Genomic DNA, 20398 nt, shown 5'->3' on the forward strand with positions numbered 1-20398 from the left:
TTTAATTTAATTTTTGGTTTATTGAATTCAACTAATGATTTCTGGTTAATAGACTCCAATTTTGTAGGGGTGATGCGTTTCTACAAAGATAATGATCATTCTGATAAATCTATTGATTATATGTTTATTGAAGAAGGAATTATTATGGGAATGCATGGAGAAAATGCTCCTTTGATGAAAACTAGAAAAAAAATTTTTATAGAAGAAGCAAGATTATTGTGGCAAAAATTGTTAAATGAAGGTTGGCAAAAAACTAATAAAAAATGGTGAGTAGATTTTACAAAAACTTTTTTAATTTCAGAAAATAAATGAACCTTTAGGGTATAGCCTGGAAATTTTTTCCTGTTGTAAATATTTCTTTTTTTTGATGTCGTTTTCATATCTTCTCAACATCATTAGATAGTTTGTAACTCCAAAAATTACTAAAAAGACAATAAATCTTATTCCTGCCTCAAAGTTCATATGAGAATTCAGCTTTATTTTAATCTGACAATTACCAATCAAAAATCAATCGGTATTTATATCTAATTAAAACGTCTAAGGAAATTTTTTTTTGATTTTACTGCATAAAAAATACATAACAAAAGTAATATTAAAATTGCACTAAAGCTTCCGATTGGGTTCGGAATATTTTGTGTAAAAGGACCTGCTAAGAAAGAAGGTGTATTTTCTTTGAATTCTATTAATCCGTTATTTATAAAAAACCAAATACCCACAAGTCCCCCATGAAGTCCTATGCAATTCCATAGAGAACCTTTATCTCTAATTTTGACTAATGATAGAAATATCCCAAGTAAAATAAATCCTAAACGTAATCCTATTATGTTCCAAAATATGTCATTTGATAAATTATGAACAAAGCTAAAAACTATAGCTTGTAAAGCTATTGATATTTTTGTACCATATTCAAATTTTAGTTCTTCTAGTAACCATCCTCTAAAAATTATTTCCTCTGCGAATCCAACACCTAATCCTAGTACAATAGAATTTAATAATATTATTGGCGAGAATTCACCTATCCAAGAAATATAATTTTTTTGCAATAGTGGTACCAGAATTAGAATTATTAAAACTAAGGAAAATAAGATACCTTTAGAAAAATTGACAAAGTTTTTTAAAAATTTGTCTTTAGTTATCCCAAGAAGTAACCAAGCACTTGTTTTGTTTCGTTTTATATAAAACCAATATGGGAGTAAAAAGATAAAAAGAAAAAAAGTAATAATAGTTCCAATTAAGGATAAATTTTCTTCTTCAAAATTAAACAATAGAAGTGGCTGAGATAAAGCCCAGCCAATGCCATAAAGAATTGGAATAAAAAATATAGTGGATAAAAATCTTGGTCTTAAAAGAAAAAAACTTTTAATTAATATCATTAAATTTTTCATTTTAGTTTGAATATTAATTAACCCCAGCCTTTGCCTTTTATTATTCTAACTACTTGTTCAAAAAGTTTTAGCTTTTTCTTTTTACTATAGTTTATGTTTTTTGAAAGATCCGATAAATCTTTATAAAATTGCCGAGTTATTTTATCTTCTTTATCACTAGGCCATAGTAAGTCTGACCCCTCTTCATATTCTTCTTTATATCTTTCTTTATTCAAATTTTTTTATATCGTAATAATTTAAATTTTACTTATTGCAAATGCTTAAAAGTGATGTTTATTAAATTTGTTTATTTATTTAAAATTTATGCTGATTAATCTTTCAACTTTAATTTTTACATTATTATCTCCATTGCTTATTTTTGCAGTAATAGTATCGGTTTACTTATTTCATTAGGAAGTATCTAACAAATTAAATTAATTATTTTAAGGGTGTATTATGCCTACTTTTTCTAATGCAAATGATAAAACTGCAATTACGGCCATTACTGTTAAGATCTTGTTCTTTTTGATGAAATCCATAATGCATATTAATAATCTATTTATTAAATTCTTATATAAAATAATAAATAATTAAAACTATTATAACAATTAGAATGGAACCCATATATGTAGGAGATTTACTACCCTCAATAGCTTCTTATAAAAAGATAATTGAAAAATATGATAAAGGTATAAAAGAAGGGGAATTTTATGAAGAACTTATAGGCGGAGATTTTAATTACCCTGATTGGTAAATATGCTTACTACAAAAATAACTTTTGCCTTGGCAGATTGGATTAGAGAGTGGCGTAAGTGCCGGGATAAGAATCCTTCTATTGATGAGTGTGTAAAATTTGTTCAGTGGAAATTGGAAGATTATAAACTTTCTGATAGTGAAAAAAGAATAATTGAATCTATTTTGCTCTATGAATCTGAATAAATAAGAGATTATAGACTTTATTATTTCAATTTATCTATAAAAAACAAAGGATCATTTAAATCCTCTTACAAATTAAGAAAAAAGTAAATCAGCATATTTACGGATTTACTGAAAATATAAAAAGGAGTAATTTATAAATGTTGAGTTCGGAGGCAATCTAAATGATTGATAGTCCGCCTGAAATTTAGCAAATTCCAAAATATAGGAAGCGTATTCCTGAGAATGGGATTATTCGAAAATTAAAGTTCAATCAATTAGTCTGATAAGACTTCGCTTTATAATTACTAGCGACAATAGGGACTGAAATTATCGAGAGAAATCCCCGAATTCACGTATTCTAGGTTTATGAGTAAATAGACTTTAAAATATGTAATTACAAATCCTGTAAGAAGGAAATCAAATATCAAAAAGGACTGTACAAGCAGTCCTTTTTTTGTTTAACAAAATACTTCTAAACTAGACTTCTTTTTGGATAATATGAATAAATAAAGTGATTAAAAATATTTAAAAATGAAAGATCAAGTCTTGTTTCCGAAAATTGAAGTACGTGAAAAGGGTTTTTTACAAGTAAGTGATATTCATACGATTTATTGGGAAAGATCTGGTAATCCAAAAGGCAAAAAAATTCTTGTTATTCATGGAGGTCCAGGAGGAGGAAGTCAACCAAGATATAGAAGATACTTTGACCCAGATAAATTCGATATTATTCAATTTGACCAAAGAGGTTGTGGTTCTTCAACTCCTTTCTCCGAATTAAAAGAAAATACGACCAATCATTTAGTTGATGATATTGAGAAATTAAGGATCCTTTTAAAAATAGATAGTTGGCATTTGTTTGGTGGATCTTGGGGCTCAACACTTTCACTTATTTATGCGATTAAAAATCCCTCAAGAGTTATCAGCTTAACTTTGCGAGGAATATTTTTATGTAGAAAGTTTGAATTATTGTGGTTCTATCAATATGGTGCAAGTGAGATATTCCCCGATGAATTTGAAGAATATATTTCTGTAATACCAAAAGAAGAAAGAAATGATTTAATAAGTTCTTTTTATAAATATCTAACATCATCAGATGCAAATCTTAGATCAAAAGCAGCAGCAGCTTGGACAAAATGGGAACTCTCAACAAGTCATTTAATAAATAAAAAATTTGATTTTGATAAGTCTGCAGTTAATTCTTTTTCAGATGCCTTTGCAAGGATCGAATGTCATTATTTTATTAATAATATTTTCTTAGAGGATGATTTTATTTTGAAAAATATAAAAACAATAGAATCGATTCCAACAAAAATAATTCAGGGTAGGTATGACGTAGTATGTCCTGTTAGGAGTGCTTGGGATTTAAATAAAAAATTAAAGAATTCTGAATTAATTATTGTTGATGATGCTGGTCATTCAATGAGTGAAAAAGGTATTACTATCGAACTAATAAAAGCTGTAAAAGGAATTCAAAATCTCTAAAAGAGAGAATATCCCTTTAAAATTTAAAGGCCATTATCTTCAATATTTTGTGCAATACTTCTAAGAAGTTCGACAATATCAGAATCTTCGCATTTAGTATCTTCTTTGAGCAAAATGCACTCGTCTCTAATACTTACATTAGTACTCCACCATATACCTGAACTATTGGTATCATCCCATTCAAATCTCTCAGACATAATTAATGAAATCTAATAAATACATTAAAGCTTGCATTAGTTCATCGTGGATTTATATATTTAATTTTAAAATTTAAAAAACTTTCCTAGGCATTAAAAGGAATCTAGAAATTTCTGACAATAAAATTTAGAAATCTAATTTCAGTTCGTATTGTTTTTCTTTTTCCTTAGAAACAGTTTTTTTATTATTTATGTTTTTTCTAAGCCTTTTTCTAGAGCCATGCTTTAAATAAATTTCTTTTGAGATATCCCAATATCCATCCTGTTTTGTGATTTCCTGGATTTTCTTCTTTGCAGTTTTAGTGCTATTTGGGATGTCAATTATTGGTCTTGTGTAATTAATTTGTTCATATTCTTCTTGATTAAATCTAGATAATAGCCATGGTTCATGAATGAAATTAAGTGATATATGCTTTAATTCTGGTATCCATTTTTTTATAAATTTTCCTTGAGGATCATGATCTTTTCCCTGCTTAATAGGATTATAAATTCTATTGGTATTTATAGAAGTAGTTCCAGATTGCATTTGGCATTGGTTCCAATGTATTCCAGGCTCATAATCTACAAATTTATTTGCTAATTCAGAACCTGAATCTTGCCATGGTAGCCATAAATTATAGCTAGCAAAAGACATTAACATAGCTCGCATCCTAAAGTTAATCCATCCATTCAAATTTAATGAGCGCATACATGCATCTATAAAAGGAAAGCCAGTATTACCTGAACTCCATAAATTTAGAAATTCATTATTTTTTTCTCTAATATTTTTAAAAAAAGGATGGAATTCCCTAAACTCAAGTTCTGGTTCACTTTCAAGTTTCTGAATAAAATGACAATGCCAAGTTAATCTGCTTTTTAACATCCTGGAATTATTGTTTTTTGATATATTTGCCTTTTTAAAAATTTCTTTTAATGAAATGCATCCCCAACAAATATATGGGGATAGTCTTGAACAACTATCAAATGATTTTTCTGGGCTAGAAATATCTTTTGAATAAGAATCTAATTTATTACTAAAGAAGTATTGCATTCTCTCTAAACCTTTCTTTCTTCCACCTTGCATTCTTCCCGGACAAGTTTCTTTTTTAAAGGTAAAAATTTCGTCTGAGGGTATTTCACCAATACTGTAGTTAATAGAATTAATTCTTAATGGAGCCTTAAAAAAGTCTTTTTCGGCATTTTTTTGCCACTTTTTAGACCAATTATTCCTATCTAAATTTCCTCTAAAAACTGAAAATTGTAGAAATTCCTTCCAAATAATATTTTTGCTTAAAGCCCATTTTCTTACTTTTTGATCTCTTTTATAAGTAAGCCAATCTCCGGTTTCTTGATGGCTATATATACCTTTGATTTTAAATTTTGAACTAATTTCATCAAAAATATTGATAACATTGCCAGTCCTAATAATTAATGGTTGTCCAATCTCAGCAAGTGCATCTCTTAAGTCTATTAAACTTTCTTTGCAAAATTGCCATTGTCTATCTGAATGAGTATTTTGGCTCCAAATATCTAACTCAATAATATAAATAGGTAAAATATCATAATCTTTAATAGCCTCACAGAGAGCTTCGTTATCAAAAATTCTTAAATCTTTCTTAAACCATAAAATATTTATTTCTTTCATAATTTTTTCTTTTAATCCTAGAAAAATAAGATTAAGTTTGTAGGTGAAAATATAAAAAATTTTAGAATAACTAAAAATCAAAAAAATGAAAATAACAAAAAAACTTTGGAAGGATAATTATGAGATTGCTTTACTAAGTTTAAATACAAAATTTGTTCAAGGTTTAAAGAATGGAAGTCTCCCTAAAAATATATTTCAAGAATATTTAGCTCAAGATTATTTCTTTTTAGAGACTTTTGCTAAGGCTTATGGTCTTGCTGTTTCCAAATCAAAAGATAAGTACTCAATAAGGAAGTTAAGTGAACTCTTAATGGGCGTTTCAGAGGAGTTAATACTTCATGAAACGTATGCAAAAGAATGGGATATTGATTTGTCTAATAACTATATAAAAAAAGCCACTAAAAATTATACAGATTTTCTTGATGATACTTCCAAAAGACTTAGCTCCGTTGAAATAATGTTTGCAATGACTCCATGCATGCGACTTTATTCTTGGATAGGAAAAAGTTTGTATAAGGAGGATTTTGACATTAAATATAAAGAATGGATAATTACTTATTCTGATGAGAGCTTTGAAAAGCTAGCAGATTCACTTGAAAATCTTATTGAGACTAATAAAGAAACATATGATATTAATCAGGCCAAATATTTATACAGGAGAGCTATGGAATTGGAGTTAGATTTTTTTAATGCATATTCAGATTTCTGATTTAAATTAAAATTTACTTATAGTACTTTCAAAAACAATTTAATAAATTATGTATTCTAAAATTGCACTTTCAATAGGTGGTAGTGACTCCGGCGGTGGAGCAGGTATACAGGCTGACTTGAGAACTTTCATGGCCCTTAAAGTACATGGATGTTCTGTTATTACATGTATTACAGCACAAAATAGTGTAGAGGTTTCGTGCGTTCAGCCAGTAGAGAAGAATACTTTATTAAGTCAGTTTGATACTTTATTTGCTGATTTTGGTATTGATGCCTTAAAAACTGGAATGTTATTAAATGAAAGGATAATCAATGATACTGCTTCAAAATTAAATACATACAAAATAACCAAAATTATTGACCCAGTAATGGTTACAAGAACTGGTTCTAAATTACTGGAAGATTCTGCTATTAATGCTTATAAAAATCTCTTATTACCAATTGCTGATTTGGTGACTCCAAATATTTATGAAGCAAATCTACTTTCTGGTTTAGAAATAAGGAGTAAAGAAGATATCGAAAATTCAGCAAGAAAAATTATTGGTCTTGGAGCTAAAGCGGTACTTATAAAAGGTGGCGGTTTAAAAGATATGAAAGGGAAGGATTTTTTCCTTGACTTAAATGGTAGAAAAGAGTGGTTATTTAATAATTTTATAAATACAAAAAATACCCACGGAAGCGGCTGTACTTTGAGTGCTGCTATTTGTGGTTACAAGGCTTTAGGTTTTGATCTATTTGATTCCATACAAAAAGCGAAATTATTTGTTGAGAAATCTTTAGACAATTCTTATAAAATAGGCTCTGGCCCTGGTCCCTTAGGCCATCATTAATTATTTATAGAAGTGGAGTTAGAACCACCATTTTCTGTAGGGTTTTTTTAAAAATAAGATTTCTTCAGTCTCCCATCCGCCCTCCAACCACTCAAGATGCTCAAGTAATAAAGACTCACTTTCCCTTTTGCTTAATTGCCCGATTCTATTAGCAATACCATCGAACCTTACTTTCATCAATTCCTCAATCTTGATGTTATTCATAGGTTAAATAATAAATTTTTTCTACTCTTACTTGTATACATTTTCTTGTCAACGATTTAATTTTATTTGTTTACTAGCAGTTTTTAAATATGTATTAAATACAACTTTTTAAAATAGATAGTAATTAAGACTTATTCACATAGATTTAATTAAAGACTAATTTATATAAAAATACTTCAACTATGAATAAAGAAGAAACATCAAATCAAAAAACTATTTTAAATGTAGGCTATTGTGAAACGACCTCTGAATGGCTCAATAGAATCATTACTGAACTGGCAGATGAAAATAAAAATTTTGTAGATTTGTCAGTTATTTGTGCTTAATTTTTTAGAAAATATAGTTTATTTTGATTTTTTTTCAGTTTGCTTTTAATTATAAGAGAAATTTAAAAGATATTTTGTGATGTGAATCCTAATAAAAAAAACATAGAAATAATTAAACAATTCAATTTATCTCCTCATCCTGAGGGTGGATGGTTTAGAGAGATAGTAAGGAGTGAGAATTCTCTAATAAGAGAAGATGGCCAAAGTAGAAACTTTATTACGGGAATTTATTATCTTTTGGAGAGAGATGCAAAAAGTGCTTGGCACAGAGTAAAAAATGCAGATGAAATTTGGATTTATTTAAGGGGTGATCCTCTGAATTTATGGTGCCTAGATAATGATAATAAGTTAATAAGAAATTTAATTTTAGATTCCAATAATCCAGTAGAAATGATCCCATCTGGATATTGGCAAGCTGCAAAAAGTACAGGCGAATTTACTTTAGTGAGTTGTTGTGTTGGCCCCGGCTTTGATTTTAAGGATTTTGAATTACTCAGAAATACAAATCATACTTCTAGATTGGATAAAGCAATTAATGATCTTATTTGAGACATTTTTTTGTTTATATTTTTGAAATTATCCTCTAGATTTATAAGGCTACTCAATCAATCTATATTTAATGAATGAAAATTCTGTCAAAACAATTGGTATCAATGATGAACCAAGAAAAGATTCATACTTAGTATATGTAAATCAGGCTGATGGATTAAAAGGCATCCTTAATAGAGATTTTGATGAATGGTCAAATTTTGATAGTTGGAAAAATTATTTCAGTTCAGCAATGGATTTTTTCTAGAGCTTTAGAGGTTTTCAGAGGTAAGAAAATTGATATTAAATGCGACTGATGTGAATATAATGATTTAATCCCAAATGATTTTGAGAGTATTAAAAAAGAAAAAAGTTTTGGTAAAAAAAGTGCTTACATGATTGAAAAAGTTGTAGATGAAATTGTATTAGCTAAGGCAAGAAGAGAAAGTGATGGAACATATTCTGCGTAAGATTCATAAATATATATGAAATGAAAAATCTTTTACTTACCAGTGAAAATTATCAGAAGAACCAATCGTTAAATTTCTAGTTGACATCTTATGGAACTTAAAGTGTACCGAATCACTGAACTCCTTTTCATCTGAGTAATTAACAAGATCCACTGGGTCGATGTTTTCATCGAACCATGCATCATATTCAATATGGTTTGGTTCAGCAAAATAACTCATATCCAATTAATAGCTTTCAAAAAACATATAAACGGTACAAGCGATACCAAATTAACATTCTTAATTTTTAGATAATCCATATTTTTATTTTTTTCATAAAGATTAGTTGCTAGAAAGATGGGAGAAATATCTGTAAATTAATGTCTCTAGATACAACCATGGTTTCTATCCATCCCCACTTCACAATCAAGGATGGGAAGATGGACCAGTGCATAGCTCTCTTAGAAGAAATTTTGGTACTGACAAAAGCTAATGAACCTGACTGCCTTTTTTTTAATATCACTACATGCGGTTCAAATAAGGCTTATGTAAGAGAGGCATATAAAGATGGTGCTGCCGCTTTATTTCATCTCAAAAATATGGGACATATGATTCCCAAGCTTTTTGAAGTGTCAGATATTACTGTGCAGGTCCAAGGCCCAGCTAAGGAGATTGAACCTTTGAAGGAAATACTCCCAGACGCTGATTTCTATGAAGCAATATCTGGATTCTGATAAAGGGTGTTTTTATTGACATTCGATAGCTTGGGGCTTTTAGCCCCCTTTTTTATTTAGGAATTCAAAATAAATTAATCTTCCATTTACTTATATCAAGTAGCTTTATTTCAGCACAAAAATTATTTTTATGGCATCAACTTTTTATATTGTTCATCATGAATTTAAGGCAGGAAAAGCTGAAAAATGGTGGGAAACAGCTTATGCGGCAATGTCACCAGGTGGTGGATGGGATGATGCGGTAGCAGCTAATAAAGAAAAAGGATTTTTTAACCATTCTGCAAATGCAGTAACTAAAACTGGCCCTGTATATTGTTTTTGGGAAGTAAAAGAGGGTATTTCAGCTGAGGAGTTTCAGGAGTTTATAGACGGTCCCTCTGGTCCAGGTTTTGGACAAGATGCTCTGATGAATATCTGTAAACCAATTGACACATCATTAATGAATGGACAAACGCCTTATCCACCAGTTTTTTCTTGATTATTGACAGTCGATCTAAAATAAATAGCAATTAGCTTTTTTTTATGACTATTGAAACTACTGTTTTCACCTTTAAACTTTCAAATACATTTGAGGAGTGGGTAAAAATGTTTGATAGTCCAGAGATAGATGAATTTCATAAAACGGTAGGACTTACTCCTCTATATCGTGGCAAAAGTTTAATTGATCCAAAAGAAGTTATTGTTATTCATCAAGCTGAAGAAGGTGTGGCTAAGCATGTTTTTTCAGATCCAGAAACCATCAAGAATATAGAATCTGGAGGGCATATTTATAGCACAACAAAAATCACATGTTGGGTTTCTGATTAGTCGAAAAAGTAACTATGCAAACTTACACAAGTTTAATGCGTAACAAGAGTCCCATATAAGATCTTTAAAACAAAATTTGGTTATAACAGAGTTTAAGGATAAGGGTATTAACTAACTAGTTCGACTAAATTATTAATAGGAATCTGAGTGCTAGAGGTAACCACAGACATAAAAGAAGCAATAGTAAAAGGGTAATAGCATGAATATTTGGAATGTATTGCTCTTTTAAAATTTGTGTCTTCATAATCTATCTAGCCTTCTTAAGTTTGATTTCTCTTCTGATAAGCAGAGCTATAACTACAACACACATGTTCATTAGAAATACGTCTAATGGCATTTGATAAAAAAGTCTCTACTCAATTAATAGCAAGATTTTTGATCTACGAATCAAGAAATGATTACTAATATTTATTGGCTTAATAAAACGAATTTAAAAATTAAATTTATGCTTAAATATCTCAGTTCACATAACTATTAAATGGCTTATTCAGAAACAAGAATAGTAATAGGCGGTCTAGCCCATGTACCTGTTCTTATTTTTATAGCCAATTTTATAAAAGGTAAGTTTGGAATTAAAACTCAAGAGACAAAAAACACTTTAGTCAAAGGAGAGCTAGTTAAAATTATTGAGGTAAAAGATACTGTAGTTAAAGAAGGAAAAGCAGAAGCTATAAAAGAAATCTCTAGTAAGCTGGACAGTATCGAAAAGAAGGCTGATAAGCTTTATGAAAAGGTAAAGAAGAAAAAAAAGGATAAGAAGAAGAAAAAAAAGAATAACTAGATTGAGATCCTATCAAGCATTAATATGTCTTGAGCTTGGATTGTATCTCTCTTATCTTCATCTTCGGGGTCTTTATAAGATTCAATTTCAGCTTGAATTTTTCTCTTGTAAACTCCTTTGATATAGTCCATTTCTCTTTTGTCTTTGTCCAGAATTGAGAATGGTGATCTTTTTAAGTTCATAACTTTATCCTAATAAATAAGTTTTGATCAGCTCCATTTTTTATCAGATTCAACAAAGCTATCCAATGTTTGTTGATTCCTTATTTCTTCCTCAAGAAGTTCTTCTTCTGATCTTTCTTCAATCTCAGATTTAAGATCTTCTTTTAGAGTGGATTTGGTAGACATTTGCTCATGACGACTACAATAATGTTCTAACTAGTTAGAGAGGCCATTCGACTAATAAATATGTACGGTTTGAGGTACTCCCATATACGGATAAAGGATCAACAATTGAATTTGAATATGGTTAAAATCGAAAAAATCGCGATTAATTTTTTCCCCCTTTAAAAATCATTAGTAAAGGCAGACAAATAAGCATAAGACTCCCATCAATTAATAAAAAAGTATTCAGATGCATTTACCCATTCCCTCGGGGGTAACCAAATTAAGGGGTATGCCTTTTTTTACGGGCTCTTTTCTCATATCATCCATCTCTTTTCTGATTTTGTTGTAATATGCCAACTCTTCTGGATCATCAGAACCAAGGCCATAATTCATGGTCGCTGCAAGATAAATTCGGTGCATACGGTATGACGATAGTGGCATTACTAAAGGCAAATTATTTTAAATATATTTGAATTTTAGTTAAAGTGCTGATCTACGAGATCTCATTTATATTAATCAATTGCTCAAGTGCCCTCGTCGGGACTTGAACCCGAGACCTCTCCCTTACCAAGGGAGTGCTCTACCGCTGAGCTACAAGGGCAATTTTAAAGTGGGCCGGGTTGGATTTGAACCAACGTAGGCAGAGCCAGCGGATTTACAGTCCGCCCCCTTTAACCACTCGGGCACCGACCCCCACTATTTGAACTTATCAGTTAATGGACACTTTGTGTGAAATTGTTTTGGTTTTTTTGTTTCTTTCTAGATAGCATTTGTAAAGAAAAGACTTTATTGATGATGAATATTTTATTGATAAATGGACCAAATCTTAATCTTTTGGGCACTAGAGAACCTGAAATATATGGTAATAAAACATTGAGTGATATAGAAAAAGATTTAACTAAAGTTGCTAAAGAAAAAAGTATTAATCTTGAATGTTTTCAAAGTAATCACGAAGGAGAAATAGTAGATAAAATTCAGGAGTCTGTAAAAAGTATCCAAGGTATTCTTATAAATGCTGGTGCTTTTACTCATACCTCGATTTCTATTCGTGATGCTTTAATTGGATCAAAAATTCCTTTTGTAGAGTTACATATTTCAAATATTTTCAGTAGAGAAGATTTTCGTAAAGAATCTTTTCTTACAGATAAAGCTGTAGGAATTATTAGTGGATTTGGCATATCAAGTTATTCCTTAGCTCTTGAAGGAATTATTGGATATTTAAGTAGTAAAGATTAAATGCTAGTCCATTTTAAAAGGCCCACTTCTCATATTAAATATTTATCGTCATTTACCTCAGATGAGTGGATCAAACTCGCATTATCTAATCCAATAGATATTCTTATTGACCATGCTCATTGTGAAAGAAAAGCAGCTGGAGTAGCTATTCAATTGATGTTTAGATATCCATCAGAACCAAATCTGGCAGAAGTTTTAAGTCCAATAGCGAGAGAGGAATTAGAACATTTTGAAAAAATACTTTATTTTTTGAAGGATCTTGGACATTCTCTTGAGTCCTTAAAACCACCTCCATATGGAGCTGAATTGTCCAAGAATATAAGAAAGGAAGAGCCCAATAGAATGCTTGATAGTTTCTTAATAGCAGGACTTATTGAAGCAAGAAGTCATGAAAGATTAAGCTTGCTTGCGCTGAATTATGAAGATAAATCGTTTAAATCCCTTTATGAGTCTCTGCTAGAGAGTGAGGCAAGACATTTTGGAGTTTACTGGAAACTAGCGCAAACTAAATTCTCTAAAAATCAAACCTCTAAAAGGTTAGAGGAATTGTCTGAAATTGAGTCAGCAATACTGGCTGAAACTTTTATATTGCCAAGGGTACATAGCTAAAGTTAAAAAAATAAAAATGATAATAAAAAAGTTCTTAAATTTACTTAATCCATATAAAACTGATTTACCAACATTCACCATCGTTGGTGTAGGCCCTGGAGATCCATCGCTTTTAACAATTGCTGCTGTGGATGCAATAAAAAAAGCGAAAGTTATTGTTTTCCCAATATCAGATGATAATAAAAAGAGTTTTGCTGCGGAAATAGTCAAGAAATACACCAAATTTAAAAAAAATATCCCAATCATCTTTCCAATGGCTAGGAAGGATTTCGATCCAGATGAAATATGGTCTAATGCTGTAGAAAAAATTGTGAAATTTGTACAAAATGGTGAATCAGTCGTTTTACTTTGTCTTGGAGATACTTCACTATTTGCAAGTTCTTCTAATATCTTGAGGTTAATAAAAAATAATCATGCTGAAATTATTACCAAAACCATACCTGGTATTTCCTCTATTTCAGCGGCAGCAGCTTTGAATGATTTTGATTTGGTAAAAAAAGGCGAGACATTAATCATCAAAGAATGCCCTTCTTCAGAATCTGAACTAACAACCCTAATTAGGGAAAGTAAGGCAAATAAAACGGTATTGGCCATTATGAAAGTTGGCAAAAGATGGAATTTAGTTAGGGAAATTTTAAAAAAAGAGGATATCATCAATACAACATTAATAGCTTTGAGTGTTGGGATGCCTGATCAAATTATTCAATATGCATCACAATATAATGAAGCATTTATGCCTTATTTTTCTTTGATTTTGATAAGGTTAGATTAATGTATAAAAAAGAAAAATTAGTTGAAAATAAATTTACATGGCCAATATGTAAGGATCTATTATTTCTTGTTCTCGAAGATAGGGTTAGTGATGTTTTTGTTTGTGAATTGGTTTGGGAAAGACTTTTTTATACTAAAGAACTCTCTATAAATGATTGGGTCTTTAGCGCATTAACTCCTTCTTATTGGTCAGAAAAATTTGAAATAGCTCCTCAAATCATTTCAGAGCGACCAGCCTCAATACATTTGACTCGATCAATTCCAAAAGAATATAAACAGGGATTGAAAAATTTTCTCAATTTTAAAGGTTATAAGATTAATGAACTATATCCAAGAAGAACTAGAAGAGCGACGGCAGTAAATTGGTTGATTTATTGGGCGATTGAAAATGATTGTTTTTCAAAAGATAATGGATTAATGCCAAATCCTACTTCACCCCCTGTTAATCCAGTTATAGGACATTTTGGCGATCCAGAAATTAAATAAGTTTTTTTTGAAAAGGGTAAATGATTCTATTAAAGGTATAGTTGTAATGGATACTACTTTCTTTGGAGAGAAGAATTGATTCTTCCTACAGTAGCAATTATCGGAAGACCTAACGTTGGGAAATCTACCTTAGTTAATCGTCTTTGCCAAAGTAATGATGCAATAGTATTTGATAAGCCAGGTGTTACAAGAGATAGAACTTATCAAAATGCTTCATGGGGAGGTAAGGAATTTCAAATAGTTGATACTGGAGGTTTAGTTTTTGATGATGATAGTGAATTTCTCCCAGAGATAAGGACGCAAGTTTTCTTAGCTCTAGAAGAGGCTTCACTCGCGTTACTGGTGGTAGATGGGAATCAAGGCGTTACTGATGGTGATTTATCAATAGCAAAATGGTTAAGAAACTCAAGCTGTAAAACTATTGTTGCTGTTAATAAATGTGAATCGACTACTCTAGGAATATCCCTAGCTTCAGAGTTCTGGAAATTAGGATTGGGCGAACCTAACCCTGTTTCAGCTATTCATGGTTCAGGTACTGGAGATCTTTTAGATCTCGTTATTGGCGAACTTCCTGAAAATAATATCCAGGATGATGAAGAAAAGATAATGATGTCTATTATTGGTAGGCCTAATGTGGGTAAATCTAGTTTGTTAAATTCAATCTGTGGAGAAAAAAGAGCAATAGTTAGTGATATTAGTGGTACAACAACTGATTCAATAGATACGCTCATTAAAAAAGGTGATATTCATTGGAAAATTATTGATACCGCAGGGATTAGAAGAAAAAAAAATGTTAAATATGGCACTGAATTTTTTGGTATTAATAGGGCTTTTAAATCTATAGATAGAAGTGATGTTTGTGTTTTAGTTATAGATGCTATTGATGGAGTAACTGATCAAGACCAGAAGCTGGCTGGGCGCATAGAAGAACAAGGCAGAGCTTGCATAATTGTTGTTAATAAATGGGATCTTGTAGAAAAAAATAGTTCAACAATTTATCAAGTAGAAAAAGAACTTAGATCTAAACTTTATTTTTTACACTGGTCAAAAATGATTTTTATATCTGCCCTAACTGGTCAAAGGGTTGATAATATTTTTGAGCATGCTCTTAATGCTGTAAATCAACATAGAAGAAGAGTTACAACATCTGTAGTTAATGAAGTACTTAAAGAATCAATCAGTTGGAAAAGTCCTCCAACAAAGAGAAGCGGAAAGCAAGGTAGGCTTTATTACGGTACTCAAGTAAAGAACAAACCTCCCACTTTTACTCTTTTTGTAAATGACCCTAAATTATTCGGAATAACTTATAGAAGATATATTGAAAAACAAATTAGAGTAAATTTAGGCTTTGAAGGCACACCCCTCATTTTACTTTGGAGAGGGAAACAGCAAAGAGCTTTAAATAAAGAAGTCGAAAGAGAAAATATTGAGTTAATTCAAAAAGATTAATGAATTTGCTAACCAAATTTTCTGTTGGTCAATACGTTCATGGTAATAGAAGTTGGCTAAGAATTATAGATAGTAGATTAAAAATAATTATCGTAATGATATTTTTAATCACTCCAATCTGGGCAGGTCCAATATGGAGATTGAGTTTAGTTGGTTTTTTACTATTAATTACTTTTTTAAGTTTATTGCCATCTAGAGTATGGTGGCGATCATTATTTTTTCTCTCATGCTTGTCACTTTTAATTGGATGTATATCAATTCTCGCCTCTTCTGATATTCAATCTCTTGATGGCTACTTGAGAAATCCCAATGAGTTGCAAGTAGTACTGGAAAGCCAAAAAGAATGGAATATTTTGCAAATTCCTTCGCAGAAGATATGGTTTATAAATTTTGGTCCCTATAACTTATCAAGAAAAGCCTTTGAACTAGGAATAAAAACCTCCACTTTGATATTTACCGTTATTCATAGTGTGAATTTGATGCTTTTAACCACATTGCAGGAAGACATTGTATGGGGATTAAGTTGGTTTATGTATCCATTAAGAAAGATTGGATTGCCAACTAGTAAGTGGCTGTTTCAGTTGTTAATTGCATTACGTTTTATTCCTCTAGTGCAGGAAGAACTTCAAAATATCATTAAATCAGTGTCGGTTAGATCAATAAATTTTCGAAATTTAGGATTAAAGAAATCTTTTAATGTTTTGTTAATCTTAGTGGAGAGGTTATTTCAAAATATTTTTCTGAGAATTGATCATGGAGCAGAATCATTACTTTCAAAAAAAAATATTATTATTAAAACCAACAGATTTAGAACTCTTTATCCTTCAAAATCACTCAATGTAATTGTCAATACATTATCGATTTGTTTTATTTGCATAGCAATTTTTCTTAGAAAACTGTATGGTGCATTATAAATAACACAATATTTAGGTTTGAGTTCTGAGCGTTATTTAAACCATCCAACATTTGGTATGTTGTACCAAGTCTCTCCTGGAAATGATGGGAGAGATATTTACGCGACTTTATATGCTCAAAAAATGTTTTTTTTGGTAGAAGTTAGACAGAGAGAAGTTTTTTTTGAAGTTATACCTTACTTAGATGCTCGTAATCAGGCGGAATTAAACCTTCAAAAAGCTAGAAGACAAGGATCTGAAGAACTATCTAAATGGGAGAATTTATTTACGCAAACTTTCTTATAAAATGTGAACCCTGCAAATTATTTAGAAATAAAAAATAAAATTCCTTCAAATGTAAATATTCTTGCGGTAAGTAAAGGATGTAAAAGTCAAGAAATCAAGACTATTCAAAATATAGGTCAGAACGATTTTGGTGAAAGTAAGGTTCAAGAGGCGCTTGAAAAACAATTAACCTTAAAAGATCATAAACAAATAAATTGGCACTTTATTGGAAGAATACAAAGTAACAAAATAAGAAAAATAGTTCAAAATTTTAAATACATTCATTCAGTAGATTCATTTGAAAAATTGCAAAAGATTTCTAATATTTCACGTGAAGAGAAGAAAAATCCATTAATAATGTTGCAGGTTAAGTTGAGTGATGACCCTACTAAAGGAGGCTTTAATCCTGAATTTTTAATAATGAAATGGAGGGAAATTCAAGAGTTGAAAAATATTTCATTAACCGGTTTGATGACTATTAATCCTAAAGGACTTAGCTCTAAAGAAAATTCAGGGTTGTTCAAAAAATGTCGTGCTCTCGCTGATTCACTGCAACTACAAGATTGTTCAATGGGGATGTCTGGTGATTGGGAGGAAGCTATTGACGCTGGATCTACTTGGTTAAGATTAGGAGCATTAATTTTTGGAGGTAGATCCTAATTAGTTATTTTTTTATAAAAATCTTATCTATAAACTTGCAGTTAAGTTCAACTAACGTTATTTAAGTATAGGTAGTTTATTCATTTAAAAAATGAATCTATTACTTAAGGTTCTTAAACCTTAGTAATCAATTTCAAGAGGATTTAAAAGGTGTCACTTATTTCTAGATTAAAGGCAGTAGTTGCAGGGGATGAGTATCTCGATGATGATTTTGATGAGTTGGATTATGCTTCAGAGGATGAATTAAATGATATTAATAATTTCAAACAAAATCCAAAGAATGCAAATGCCCTTGCAAATTCCAATCCATTCGATTTTATGAATAACAACAGATCATCAAAAGTAGTTGGTATGCCTGGAATCTCAAATTCATCCTCAGAAGTAAGCTTAATGGAACCAAGAAGTTTTGATGAGATGCCTCAAGCGATACAAGCATTAAGAGAAAGAAAAACTGTAATACTCAATTTAACTATGATGGATCCTGATCAAGCTCAAAGAGCGGTTGATTTTATTGCTGGGGGCACATATGCAATTGATGGACATCAAGAGAGAGTAGGTGAAAGTATTTTCCTTTTTGCTCCAAGTTGTGTAAATGTAACTAGTTCTTCCCCAGAAGAAGCTTCTCCTTCTTCTGTATCTACAGAAAACACTCCACAATATAGTTTGGGCAAAAATACCACTCCTGAACCAGCATGGGGTAATTCTAAATTAAGTGCTTATTCATGATTAATCTGTGACAGATAAAATTGCGGTAATTGGTTTTGGAAATATTGCAAGTGCTATAGTTACACCTCTATTAGATAACAAATTAATTCAGCCAGAGAATGTTTTTTGTGTTGTAAATACAGAAAAAAGTTTAGAAAAAATAAAAAATAACTATAAACATAATATAAACGTTTATAAATCAGGTTCTAAAGAGTCAAAAATAATTTGGGATTGTCAATATAAACTTCTTTCGATAAAACCCCAACAATTAAATGACATAAGTGAGGCACATCATATAAAAAATAAGGACAATTTAATAGTTTCTATTCTTGCCGGAGTTTCAATAAATAGACTTGCTCAAAAGTTTCCTAATCATAAATGTGTGAGAGTGGTTACAAATATTCCAATAACTATTGGAAAAGGTTTAACAGGGATTTCTTGGGGAGAAGAAATTACAGAAGATCAGAAACAATTCACAAAAAAATTATTTGAAAATACTAGTAAAATTTATGAATTTACTGAAGATTACCTTGATATATTTTTAGCTTTAACTTCATCAGGTCCTGCAATTATTGCTTTAATTATAGAAGCATTAAGTGATGGAGGATTAAGCGGGGGATTACCAAAAATAATTTCAGAGGAACTTGTTATGGAAATGATACTAGGGACTATTTTTCTAATAAAGGAAAATAAACTTACTACATCTGAGCTTAAAAATTTAGTAACTTCGCCAGGTGGAACAACTATTTCTGCTTTAAGGGTTTTAGAAAAAAAGAGTGTAAGGTCAGCATTAATTGAATCAATAGTTTCAGCTAGTAATAGAAGTAAGGAGTTTCGTTAGGTTTTTGAATTATCTTTTAAGTTCATATAAACTTTTTCAAGTGAATTTATATTTTTAGTAATTGTGTATCTCTGAAGTATACGACCTCTAGCTTTCTCTCCAAGATCTTTTGTAAATGAAGGGTGTTCTACAAGAATTGGGATTATAGTTTTTAATTGTGCAGCCACATTATCAGTTGAAATTACTATTCCTGCTCCGTTATCTAAAACTTCACCGTCAGCTCCAGCATCTGTAGCTACACAAGCAGTACCAGCAGACATTGCCTCTAAAAGTGATAATGATAAACCTTCTACTAGGCTTGGTAAGAAAAAAACTTCTGCTATTTGCATTATTGCTATCCTAGTTTCTAAATCTAATTCGGCACCCCACCAAATTAATTTCTCATTGCCAAGGTTAGAAAAACTATTTTCAAGTGTTGGCTTCATGGGTCCATCCCCAACAATAACTAATTTGCAATTTTGAGTTTTTGTTTGGCGCCAAGAACGTAAAAGTGCCTCGATATTTTTCTCATTTGCAATCCTTCCCATATATAAAAAGATTCTTTCATTTCCAAGTTTGTTTTTTACCTGATCATATTTTTTACTTTTTTCGCAAAAAGGTTTCCAAATATTTTCATCAACGCCGTTTGGAATAACTATTAGTTTTTCTGTAGGTACGCCTAATTTATCAAGAACATTTTTTTGAGGTTCAGAAAAAATAATTATTTTATCGAACTTTGCTAAAGATGGAGCATAAAGTTGATAGGTTAATTGTTGAGTGCTCGCAGTTAGATTTCTATTTTTTGCATCAAATGGTGGATGAAATGTTCCTATAAGAGGAACATTAATTTCATTACACAGCTCTGGAAGTCTAAAGTCTAAAGGAGATAAAGTTAGGCTTGCATGTACTATGTCAGGTTTTAATCTTTCCAATGATAGTCTTAGCTCTTTTTCCGCCCTTGGTGAGGGTATTGTATAAACTTGAGATTTAATTAAATATGGGAGACTTACATCAGGATCATTTGCAAGAAATAATGGTTCTGATGAATTTGAACTAGAGGGATTGTCGAAATGAATAAAACTAATTTTATGCCCTCTGGCCTTCAATTCCTTAGTAGTTGAATTGCCATAAGTTACATTTCCGCAAAAAGGGGATTTTTTACCCAACCAGGCAATATGAACCACATTAATTGATTTAGCTATTTAT

At 30.6% G+C, this 20398-nt stretch carries 32 protein-coding genes, 2 tRNA genes and 1 pseudogene; 23 read left to right on the forward strand and 12 right to left on the reverse strand.

Annotated features, from left to right (window positions below):
• Window positions 1–21 precede the first annotated feature (21 nt).
• Window positions 22–270: a DUF1651 domain-containing protein gene (locus AMO19_RS05300; protein WP_075507615.1), complete on the forward strand. Its 249-nt coding sequence runs from the start codon at window positions 22–24 to the stop codon at window positions 268–270.
• 254 nt (window positions 271–524) lie between these two features.
• Here the strand turns inward: AMO19_RS05300 and AMO19_RS05310 are convergent, their stop codons facing one another.
• Both AMO19_RS05310 and AMO19_RS05315 read right to left on the reverse strand, forming a co-directional pair.
• A complete protein-coding gene (locus AMO19_RS05310; protein ID WP_075507617.1) occupies window positions 525–1385 on the reverse strand; it encodes a CPBP family intramembrane glutamic endopeptidase in 861 nt (286 codons plus the stop codon).
• Window positions 1386–1402: 17 nt separating this feature from the next.
• Window positions 1403–1600: a hypothetical protein gene (locus AMO19_RS05315; protein WP_075507618.1), complete on the reverse strand. Its 198-nt coding sequence runs from the start codon at window positions 1598–1600 to the stop codon at window positions 1403–1405.
• 377 nt (window positions 1601–1977) lie between these two features.
• On the opposite strand from AMO19_RS05315, the gene AMO19_RS08550 reads away from it, so the two are divergent.
• From AMO19_RS08550 to pip, 3 genes are all read left to right on the forward strand, one after another.
• Window positions 1978–2118: a hypothetical protein gene (locus AMO19_RS08550; RefSeq protein ID WP_179850523.1), complete on the forward strand. Its 141-nt coding sequence runs from the start codon at window positions 1978–1980 to the stop codon at window positions 2116–2118.
• 2 nt (window positions 2119–2120) lie between these two features.
• Complete coding sequence (locus AMO19_RS05320; protein WP_075507619.1) at window positions 2121–2303, forward strand: hypothetical protein; 183 nt, start codon at window positions 2121–2123, stop codon at window positions 2301–2303.
• 510 nt (window positions 2304–2813) lie between these two features.
• Window positions 2814–3764, forward strand: coding sequence for a prolyl aminopeptidase (gene pip / locus AMO19_RS05325; RefSeq protein WP_075507620.1), 951 nt, complete (start codon window positions 2814–2816; stop codon window positions 3762–3764).
• A gap of 23 nt (window positions 3765–3787) precedes the next feature.
• On the opposite strand, the gene AMO19_RS08555 is transcribed toward pip, so the two are convergent.
• Together AMO19_RS08555 and AMO19_RS05330 are read right to left on the reverse strand one after the other, a co-directional pair.
• Entirely contained in the window at window positions 3788–3961 is a 174-nt protein-coding gene (locus AMO19_RS08555; protein WP_179850524.1) for a hypothetical protein, read from the reverse strand.
• A 127-nt stretch (window positions 3962–4088) separates the two neighbouring features.
• A complete protein-coding gene (locus AMO19_RS05330; protein ID WP_075508033.1) occupies window positions 4089–5585 on the reverse strand; it encodes an FAD-binding domain-containing protein in 1497 nt (498 codons plus the stop codon).
• A gap of 85 nt (window positions 5586–5670) precedes the next feature.
• Between AMO19_RS05330 and AMO19_RS05335 the strand changes: the two genes are divergently transcribed.
• Together AMO19_RS05335 and thiD are read left to right on the forward strand one after the other, a co-directional pair.
• Window positions 5671–6294: a TenA family protein gene (locus AMO19_RS05335; RefSeq protein ID WP_075507621.1), complete on the forward strand. Its 624-nt coding sequence runs from the start codon at window positions 5671–5673 to the stop codon at window positions 6292–6294.
• A 49-nt stretch (window positions 6295–6343) separates the two neighbouring features.
• Window positions 6344–7123, forward strand: coding sequence for a bifunctional hydroxymethylpyrimidine kinase/phosphomethylpyrimidine kinase (gene thiD / locus AMO19_RS05340; protein ID WP_075507622.1), 780 nt, complete (start codon window positions 6344–6346; stop codon window positions 7121–7123).
• An 18-nt stretch (window positions 7124–7141) separates the two neighbouring features.
• On the opposite strand, the gene AMO19_RS08305 is transcribed toward thiD, so the two are convergent.
• Window positions 7142–7327, reverse strand: a complete 186-nt coding sequence (locus tag AMO19_RS08305; RefSeq protein ID WP_032515599.1) for a hypothetical protein — start codon at window positions 7325–7327, stop codon at window positions 7142–7144.
• A 182-nt stretch (window positions 7328–7509) separates the two neighbouring features.
• Here AMO19_RS08305 and AMO19_RS08560 point away from each other — a divergent pair, with 182 nt between their 5' ends.
• The 3 genes and pseudogenes from AMO19_RS08560 (at window position 7510) to AMO19_RS05350 (ending at window position 8651) form a co-directional block, all read left to right on the forward strand.
• A complete protein-coding gene (locus tag AMO19_RS08560) occupies window positions 7510–7653 on the forward strand; it encodes a hypothetical protein (protein ID WP_179850525.1) in 144 nt (47 codons plus the stop codon).
• Window positions 7654–7734: 81 nt separating this feature from the next.
• A complete protein-coding gene (locus AMO19_RS05345) occupies window positions 7735–8202 on the forward strand; it encodes a cupin domain-containing protein (protein ID WP_025922935.1) in 468 nt (155 codons plus the stop codon).
• A 70-nt stretch (window positions 8203–8272) separates the two neighbouring features.
• A pseudogene (locus tag AMO19_RS05350) lies at window positions 8273–8651 on the forward strand (phosphoenolpyruvate carboxykinase).
• Window positions 8652–8687: 36 nt separating this feature from the next.
• Here the strand turns inward: AMO19_RS05350 and AMO19_RS05355 are convergent.
• A complete protein-coding gene (locus AMO19_RS05355; protein WP_011817860.1) occupies window positions 8688–8870 on the reverse strand; it encodes a hypothetical protein in 183 nt (60 codons plus the stop codon).
• Between the two features lie 158 nt (window positions 8871–9028).
• Between AMO19_RS05355 and AMO19_RS05360 the strand changes: the two genes are divergently transcribed.
• The 4 genes from AMO19_RS05360 (at window position 9029) to AMO19_RS05375 (ending at window position 10952) form a co-directional block, all read left to right on the forward strand.
• Window positions 9029–9364 (forward strand): putative quinol monooxygenase, encoded by a 336-nt coding sequence (locus tag AMO19_RS05360; protein ID WP_179850526.1) that lies wholly within the window; start codon window positions 9029–9031, stop codon window positions 9362–9364.
• 130 nt (window positions 9365–9494) lie between these two features.
• Entirely contained in the window at window positions 9495–9842 is a 348-nt protein-coding gene (locus AMO19_RS05365) for a hypothetical protein (protein WP_025906306.1), read from the forward strand.
• Between the two features lie 44 nt (window positions 9843–9886).
• On the forward strand, window positions 9887–10171 hold the full coding sequence (locus AMO19_RS05370; protein ID WP_075507623.1) for a DUF3764 family protein: 285 nt from the start codon (window positions 9887–9889) through the stop codon (window positions 10169–10171).
• 478 nt (window positions 10172–10649) lie between these two features.
• Window positions 10650–10952: a hypothetical protein gene (locus tag AMO19_RS05375; RefSeq protein ID WP_075507624.1), complete on the forward strand. Its 303-nt coding sequence runs from the start codon at window positions 10650–10652 to the stop codon at window positions 10950–10952.
• Here AMO19_RS05375 and AMO19_RS05380 read toward each other — a convergent pair.
• From AMO19_RS05380 to AMO19_RS05395, 5 genes are all read right to left on the reverse strand, one after another.
• Window positions 10949–11134 carry a hypothetical protein gene (locus AMO19_RS05380; protein ID WP_025880500.1) on the reverse strand — a complete coding sequence of 62 codons (186 nt, stop codon included), beginning with the start codon at window positions 11132–11134 and terminating at the stop codon, window positions 10949–10951. The two genes, AMO19_RS05375 and AMO19_RS05380, sit on opposite strands and share 4 nt — an antisense overlap.
• A 27-nt stretch (window positions 11135–11161) precedes the next feature.
• Window positions 11162–11299, reverse strand: coding sequence for a hypothetical protein (locus tag AMO19_RS08565; protein ID WP_179850527.1), 138 nt, complete (start codon window positions 11297–11299; stop codon window positions 11162–11164).
• Between the two features lie 222 nt (window positions 11300–11521).
• Window positions 11522–11719, reverse strand: coding sequence for a hypothetical protein (locus AMO19_RS05385; RefSeq protein WP_075507625.1), 198 nt, complete (start codon window positions 11717–11719; stop codon window positions 11522–11524).
• 88 nt (window positions 11720–11807) lie between these two features.
• Window positions 11808–11879: transfer RNA gene (locus AMO19_RS05390), tRNA-Thr, on the reverse strand.
• Between the two features lie 10 nt (window positions 11880–11889).
• Window positions 11890–11971 (reverse strand) — tRNA-Tyr (locus AMO19_RS05395).
• Between the two features lie 102 nt (window positions 11972–12073).
• Here AMO19_RS05395 and aroQ point away from each other — a divergent pair.
• The 10 genes from aroQ to proC all read left to right on the forward strand — a co-directional run bounded on the left by aroQ (window position 12074) and on the right by proC (window position 19213).
• The gene (gene aroQ / locus AMO19_RS05400) at window positions 12074–12514 is read left to right on the forward strand and encodes a type II 3-dehydroquinate dehydratase (RefSeq protein ID WP_075507626.1); all 441 of its coding nucleotides are present in this window, start codon (window positions 12074–12076) and stop codon (window positions 12512–12514) included.
• Window positions 12515–13123 carry a tRNA-(ms[2]io[6]A)-hydroxylase gene (locus AMO19_RS05405; protein WP_075507627.1) on the forward strand — a complete coding sequence of 203 codons (609 nt, stop codon included), beginning with the start codon at window positions 12515–12517 and terminating at the stop codon, window positions 13121–13123.
• Window positions 13124–13139: 16 nt separating this feature from the next.
• Window positions 13140–13895: a precorrin-2 C(20)-methyltransferase gene (cobI, locus tag AMO19_RS05410; protein WP_075507628.1), complete on the forward strand. Its 756-nt coding sequence runs from the start codon at window positions 13140–13142 to the stop codon at window positions 13893–13895.
• Window positions 13895–14380: a DUF1823 family protein gene (locus AMO19_RS05415; RefSeq protein ID WP_075507629.1), complete on the forward strand. Its 486-nt coding sequence runs from the start codon at window positions 13895–13897 to the stop codon at window positions 14378–14380. The genes cobI and AMO19_RS05415 overlap by 1 nt, the downstream gene beginning before the upstream one ends.
• Window positions 14381–14455: 75 nt before the next feature.
• Window positions 14456–15829: a ribosome biogenesis GTPase Der gene (gene der / locus AMO19_RS05420; protein ID WP_075507630.1), complete on the forward strand. Its 1374-nt coding sequence runs from the start codon at window positions 14456–14458 to the stop codon at window positions 15827–15829.
• The gene (locus tag AMO19_RS05425; protein WP_075507631.1) at window positions 15829–16743 is read left to right on the forward strand and encodes an energy-coupling factor transporter transmembrane component T family protein; all 915 of its coding nucleotides are present in this window, start codon (window positions 15829–15831) and stop codon (window positions 16741–16743) included. The genes der and AMO19_RS05425 overlap by 1 nt, the downstream gene beginning before the upstream one ends.
• Window positions 16744–16761: 18 nt before the next feature.
• The gene (locus tag AMO19_RS05430; RefSeq protein ID WP_075507632.1) at window positions 16762–17028 is read left to right on the forward strand and encodes a PII-interacting protein PipX family protein; all 267 of its coding nucleotides are present in this window, start codon (window positions 16762–16764) and stop codon (window positions 17026–17028) included.
• Window positions 17029–17031: 3 nt separating this feature from the next.
• The gene (locus AMO19_RS05435) at window positions 17032–17667 is read left to right on the forward strand and encodes a YggS family pyridoxal phosphate-dependent enzyme (protein WP_075507633.1); all 636 of its coding nucleotides are present in this window, start codon (window positions 17032–17034) and stop codon (window positions 17665–17667) included.
• Between the two features lie 150 nt (window positions 17668–17817).
• A complete protein-coding gene (locus AMO19_RS05440) occupies window positions 17818–18393 on the forward strand; it encodes a cell division protein SepF (RefSeq protein ID WP_025955246.1) in 576 nt (191 codons plus the stop codon).
• Between the two features lie 7 nt (window positions 18394–18400).
• Window positions 18401–19213: a pyrroline-5-carboxylate reductase gene (gene proC / locus AMO19_RS05445; RefSeq protein WP_075507634.1), complete on the forward strand. Its 813-nt coding sequence runs from the start codon at window positions 18401–18403 to the stop codon at window positions 19211–19213.
• On the opposite strand, the gene AMO19_RS05450 is transcribed toward proC, so the two are convergent.
• Window positions 19210–20376: a glycosyltransferase family 4 protein gene (locus AMO19_RS05450; RefSeq protein ID WP_075507635.1), complete on the reverse strand. Its 1167-nt coding sequence runs from the start codon at window positions 20374–20376 to the stop codon at window positions 19210–19212. The genes proC and AMO19_RS05450 overlap by 4 nt on opposite strands.
• Between the last annotated feature and the right edge of the window lie 22 nt (window positions 20377–20398).

Source organism: Prochlorococcus marinus (genome assembly GCF_001180245.1).
GTDB lineage: Bacteria > Cyanobacteriota > Cyanobacteriia > PCC-6307 > Cyanobiaceae > Prochlorococcus_A > Prochlorococcus_A marinus_F.

Coding starts and splice junctions, on each gene's coding strand:
- AMO19_RS05310 (WP_075507617.1), bottom strand. CDS start 1,385: ATGAAAAATTTAATGATATTAATTAAAAGTTTTTTTCTTTTAAGACCA.
- AMO19_RS08550 (WP_179850523.1), top strand. CDS start 1,978: ATGGAACCCATATATGTAGGAGATTTACTACCCTCAATAGCTTCTTAT.
- AMO19_RS05320 (WP_075507619.1), top strand. CDS start 2,121: ATGCTTACTACAAAAATAACTTTTGCCTTGGCAGATTGGATTAGAGAG.
- pip (WP_075507620.1), top strand. CDS start 2,814: ATGAAAGATCAAGTCTTGTTTCCGAAAATTGAAGTACGTGAAAAGGGT.
- AMO19_RS08555 (WP_179850524.1), bottom strand. CDS start 3,961: ATGTCTGAGAGATTTGAATGGGATGATACCAATAGTTCAGGTATATGG.
- AMO19_RS05330 (WP_075508033.1), bottom strand. CDS start 5,585: ATGAAAGAAATAAATATTTTATGGTTTAAGAAAGATTTAAGAATTTTT.
- AMO19_RS05335 (WP_075507621.1), top strand. CDS start 5,671: ATGAAAATAACAAAAAAACTTTGGAAGGATAATTATGAGATTGCTTTA.
- thiD (WP_075507622.1), top strand. CDS start 6,344: ATGTATTCTAAAATTGCACTTTCAATAGGTGGTAGTGACTCCGGCGGT.
- AMO19_RS08305 (WP_032515599.1), bottom strand. CDS start 7,327: ATGAATAACATCAAGATTGAGGAATTGATGAAAGTAAGGTTCGATGGT.
- AMO19_RS08560 (WP_179850525.1), top strand. CDS start 7,510: ATGAATAAAGAAGAAACATCAAATCAAAAAACTATTTTAAATGTAGGC.
- AMO19_RS05355 (WP_011817860.1), bottom strand. CDS start 8,870: ATGAGTTATTTTGCTGAACCAAACCATATTGAATATGATGCATGGTTC.
- AMO19_RS05360 (WP_179850526.1), top strand. CDS start 9,029: ATGGTTTCTATCCATCCCCACTTCACAATCAAGGATGGGAAGATGGAC.
- AMO19_RS05365 (WP_025906306.1), top strand. CDS start 9,495: ATGGCATCAACTTTTTATATTGTTCATCATGAATTTAAGGCAGGAAAA.
- AMO19_RS05370 (WP_075507623.1), top strand. CDS start 9,887: ATGACTATTGAAACTACTGTTTTCACCTTTAAACTTTCAAATACATTT.
- AMO19_RS05375 (WP_075507624.1), top strand. CDS start 10,650: ATGGCTTATTCAGAAACAAGAATAGTAATAGGCGGTCTAGCCCATGTA.
- AMO19_RS05380 (WP_025880500.1), bottom strand. CDS start 11,134: ATGAACTTAAAAAGATCACCATTCTCAATTCTGGACAAAGACAAAAGA.
- AMO19_RS08565 (WP_179850527.1), bottom strand. CDS start 11,299: ATGTCTACCAAATCCACTCTAAAAGAAGATCTTAAATCTGAGATTGAA.
- AMO19_RS05385 (WP_075507625.1), bottom strand. CDS start 11,719: ATGCCACTATCGTCATACCGTATGCACCGAATTTATCTTGCAGCGACC.
- aroQ (WP_075507626.1), top strand. CDS start 12,074: ATGAATATTTTATTGATAAATGGACCAAATCTTAATCTTTTGGGCACT.
- AMO19_RS05405 (WP_075507627.1), top strand. CDS start 12,515: ATGCTAGTCCATTTTAAAAGGCCCACTTCTCATATTAAATATTTATCG.
- cobI (WP_075507628.1), top strand. CDS start 13,140: ATGATAATAAAAAAGTTCTTAAATTTACTTAATCCATATAAAACTGAT.
- AMO19_RS05415 (WP_075507629.1), top strand. CDS start 13,895: ATGTATAAAAAAGAAAAATTAGTTGAAAATAAATTTACATGGCCAATA.
- AMO19_RS05425 (WP_075507631.1), top strand. CDS start 15,829: ATGAATTTGCTAACCAAATTTTCTGTTGGTCAATACGTTCATGGTAAT.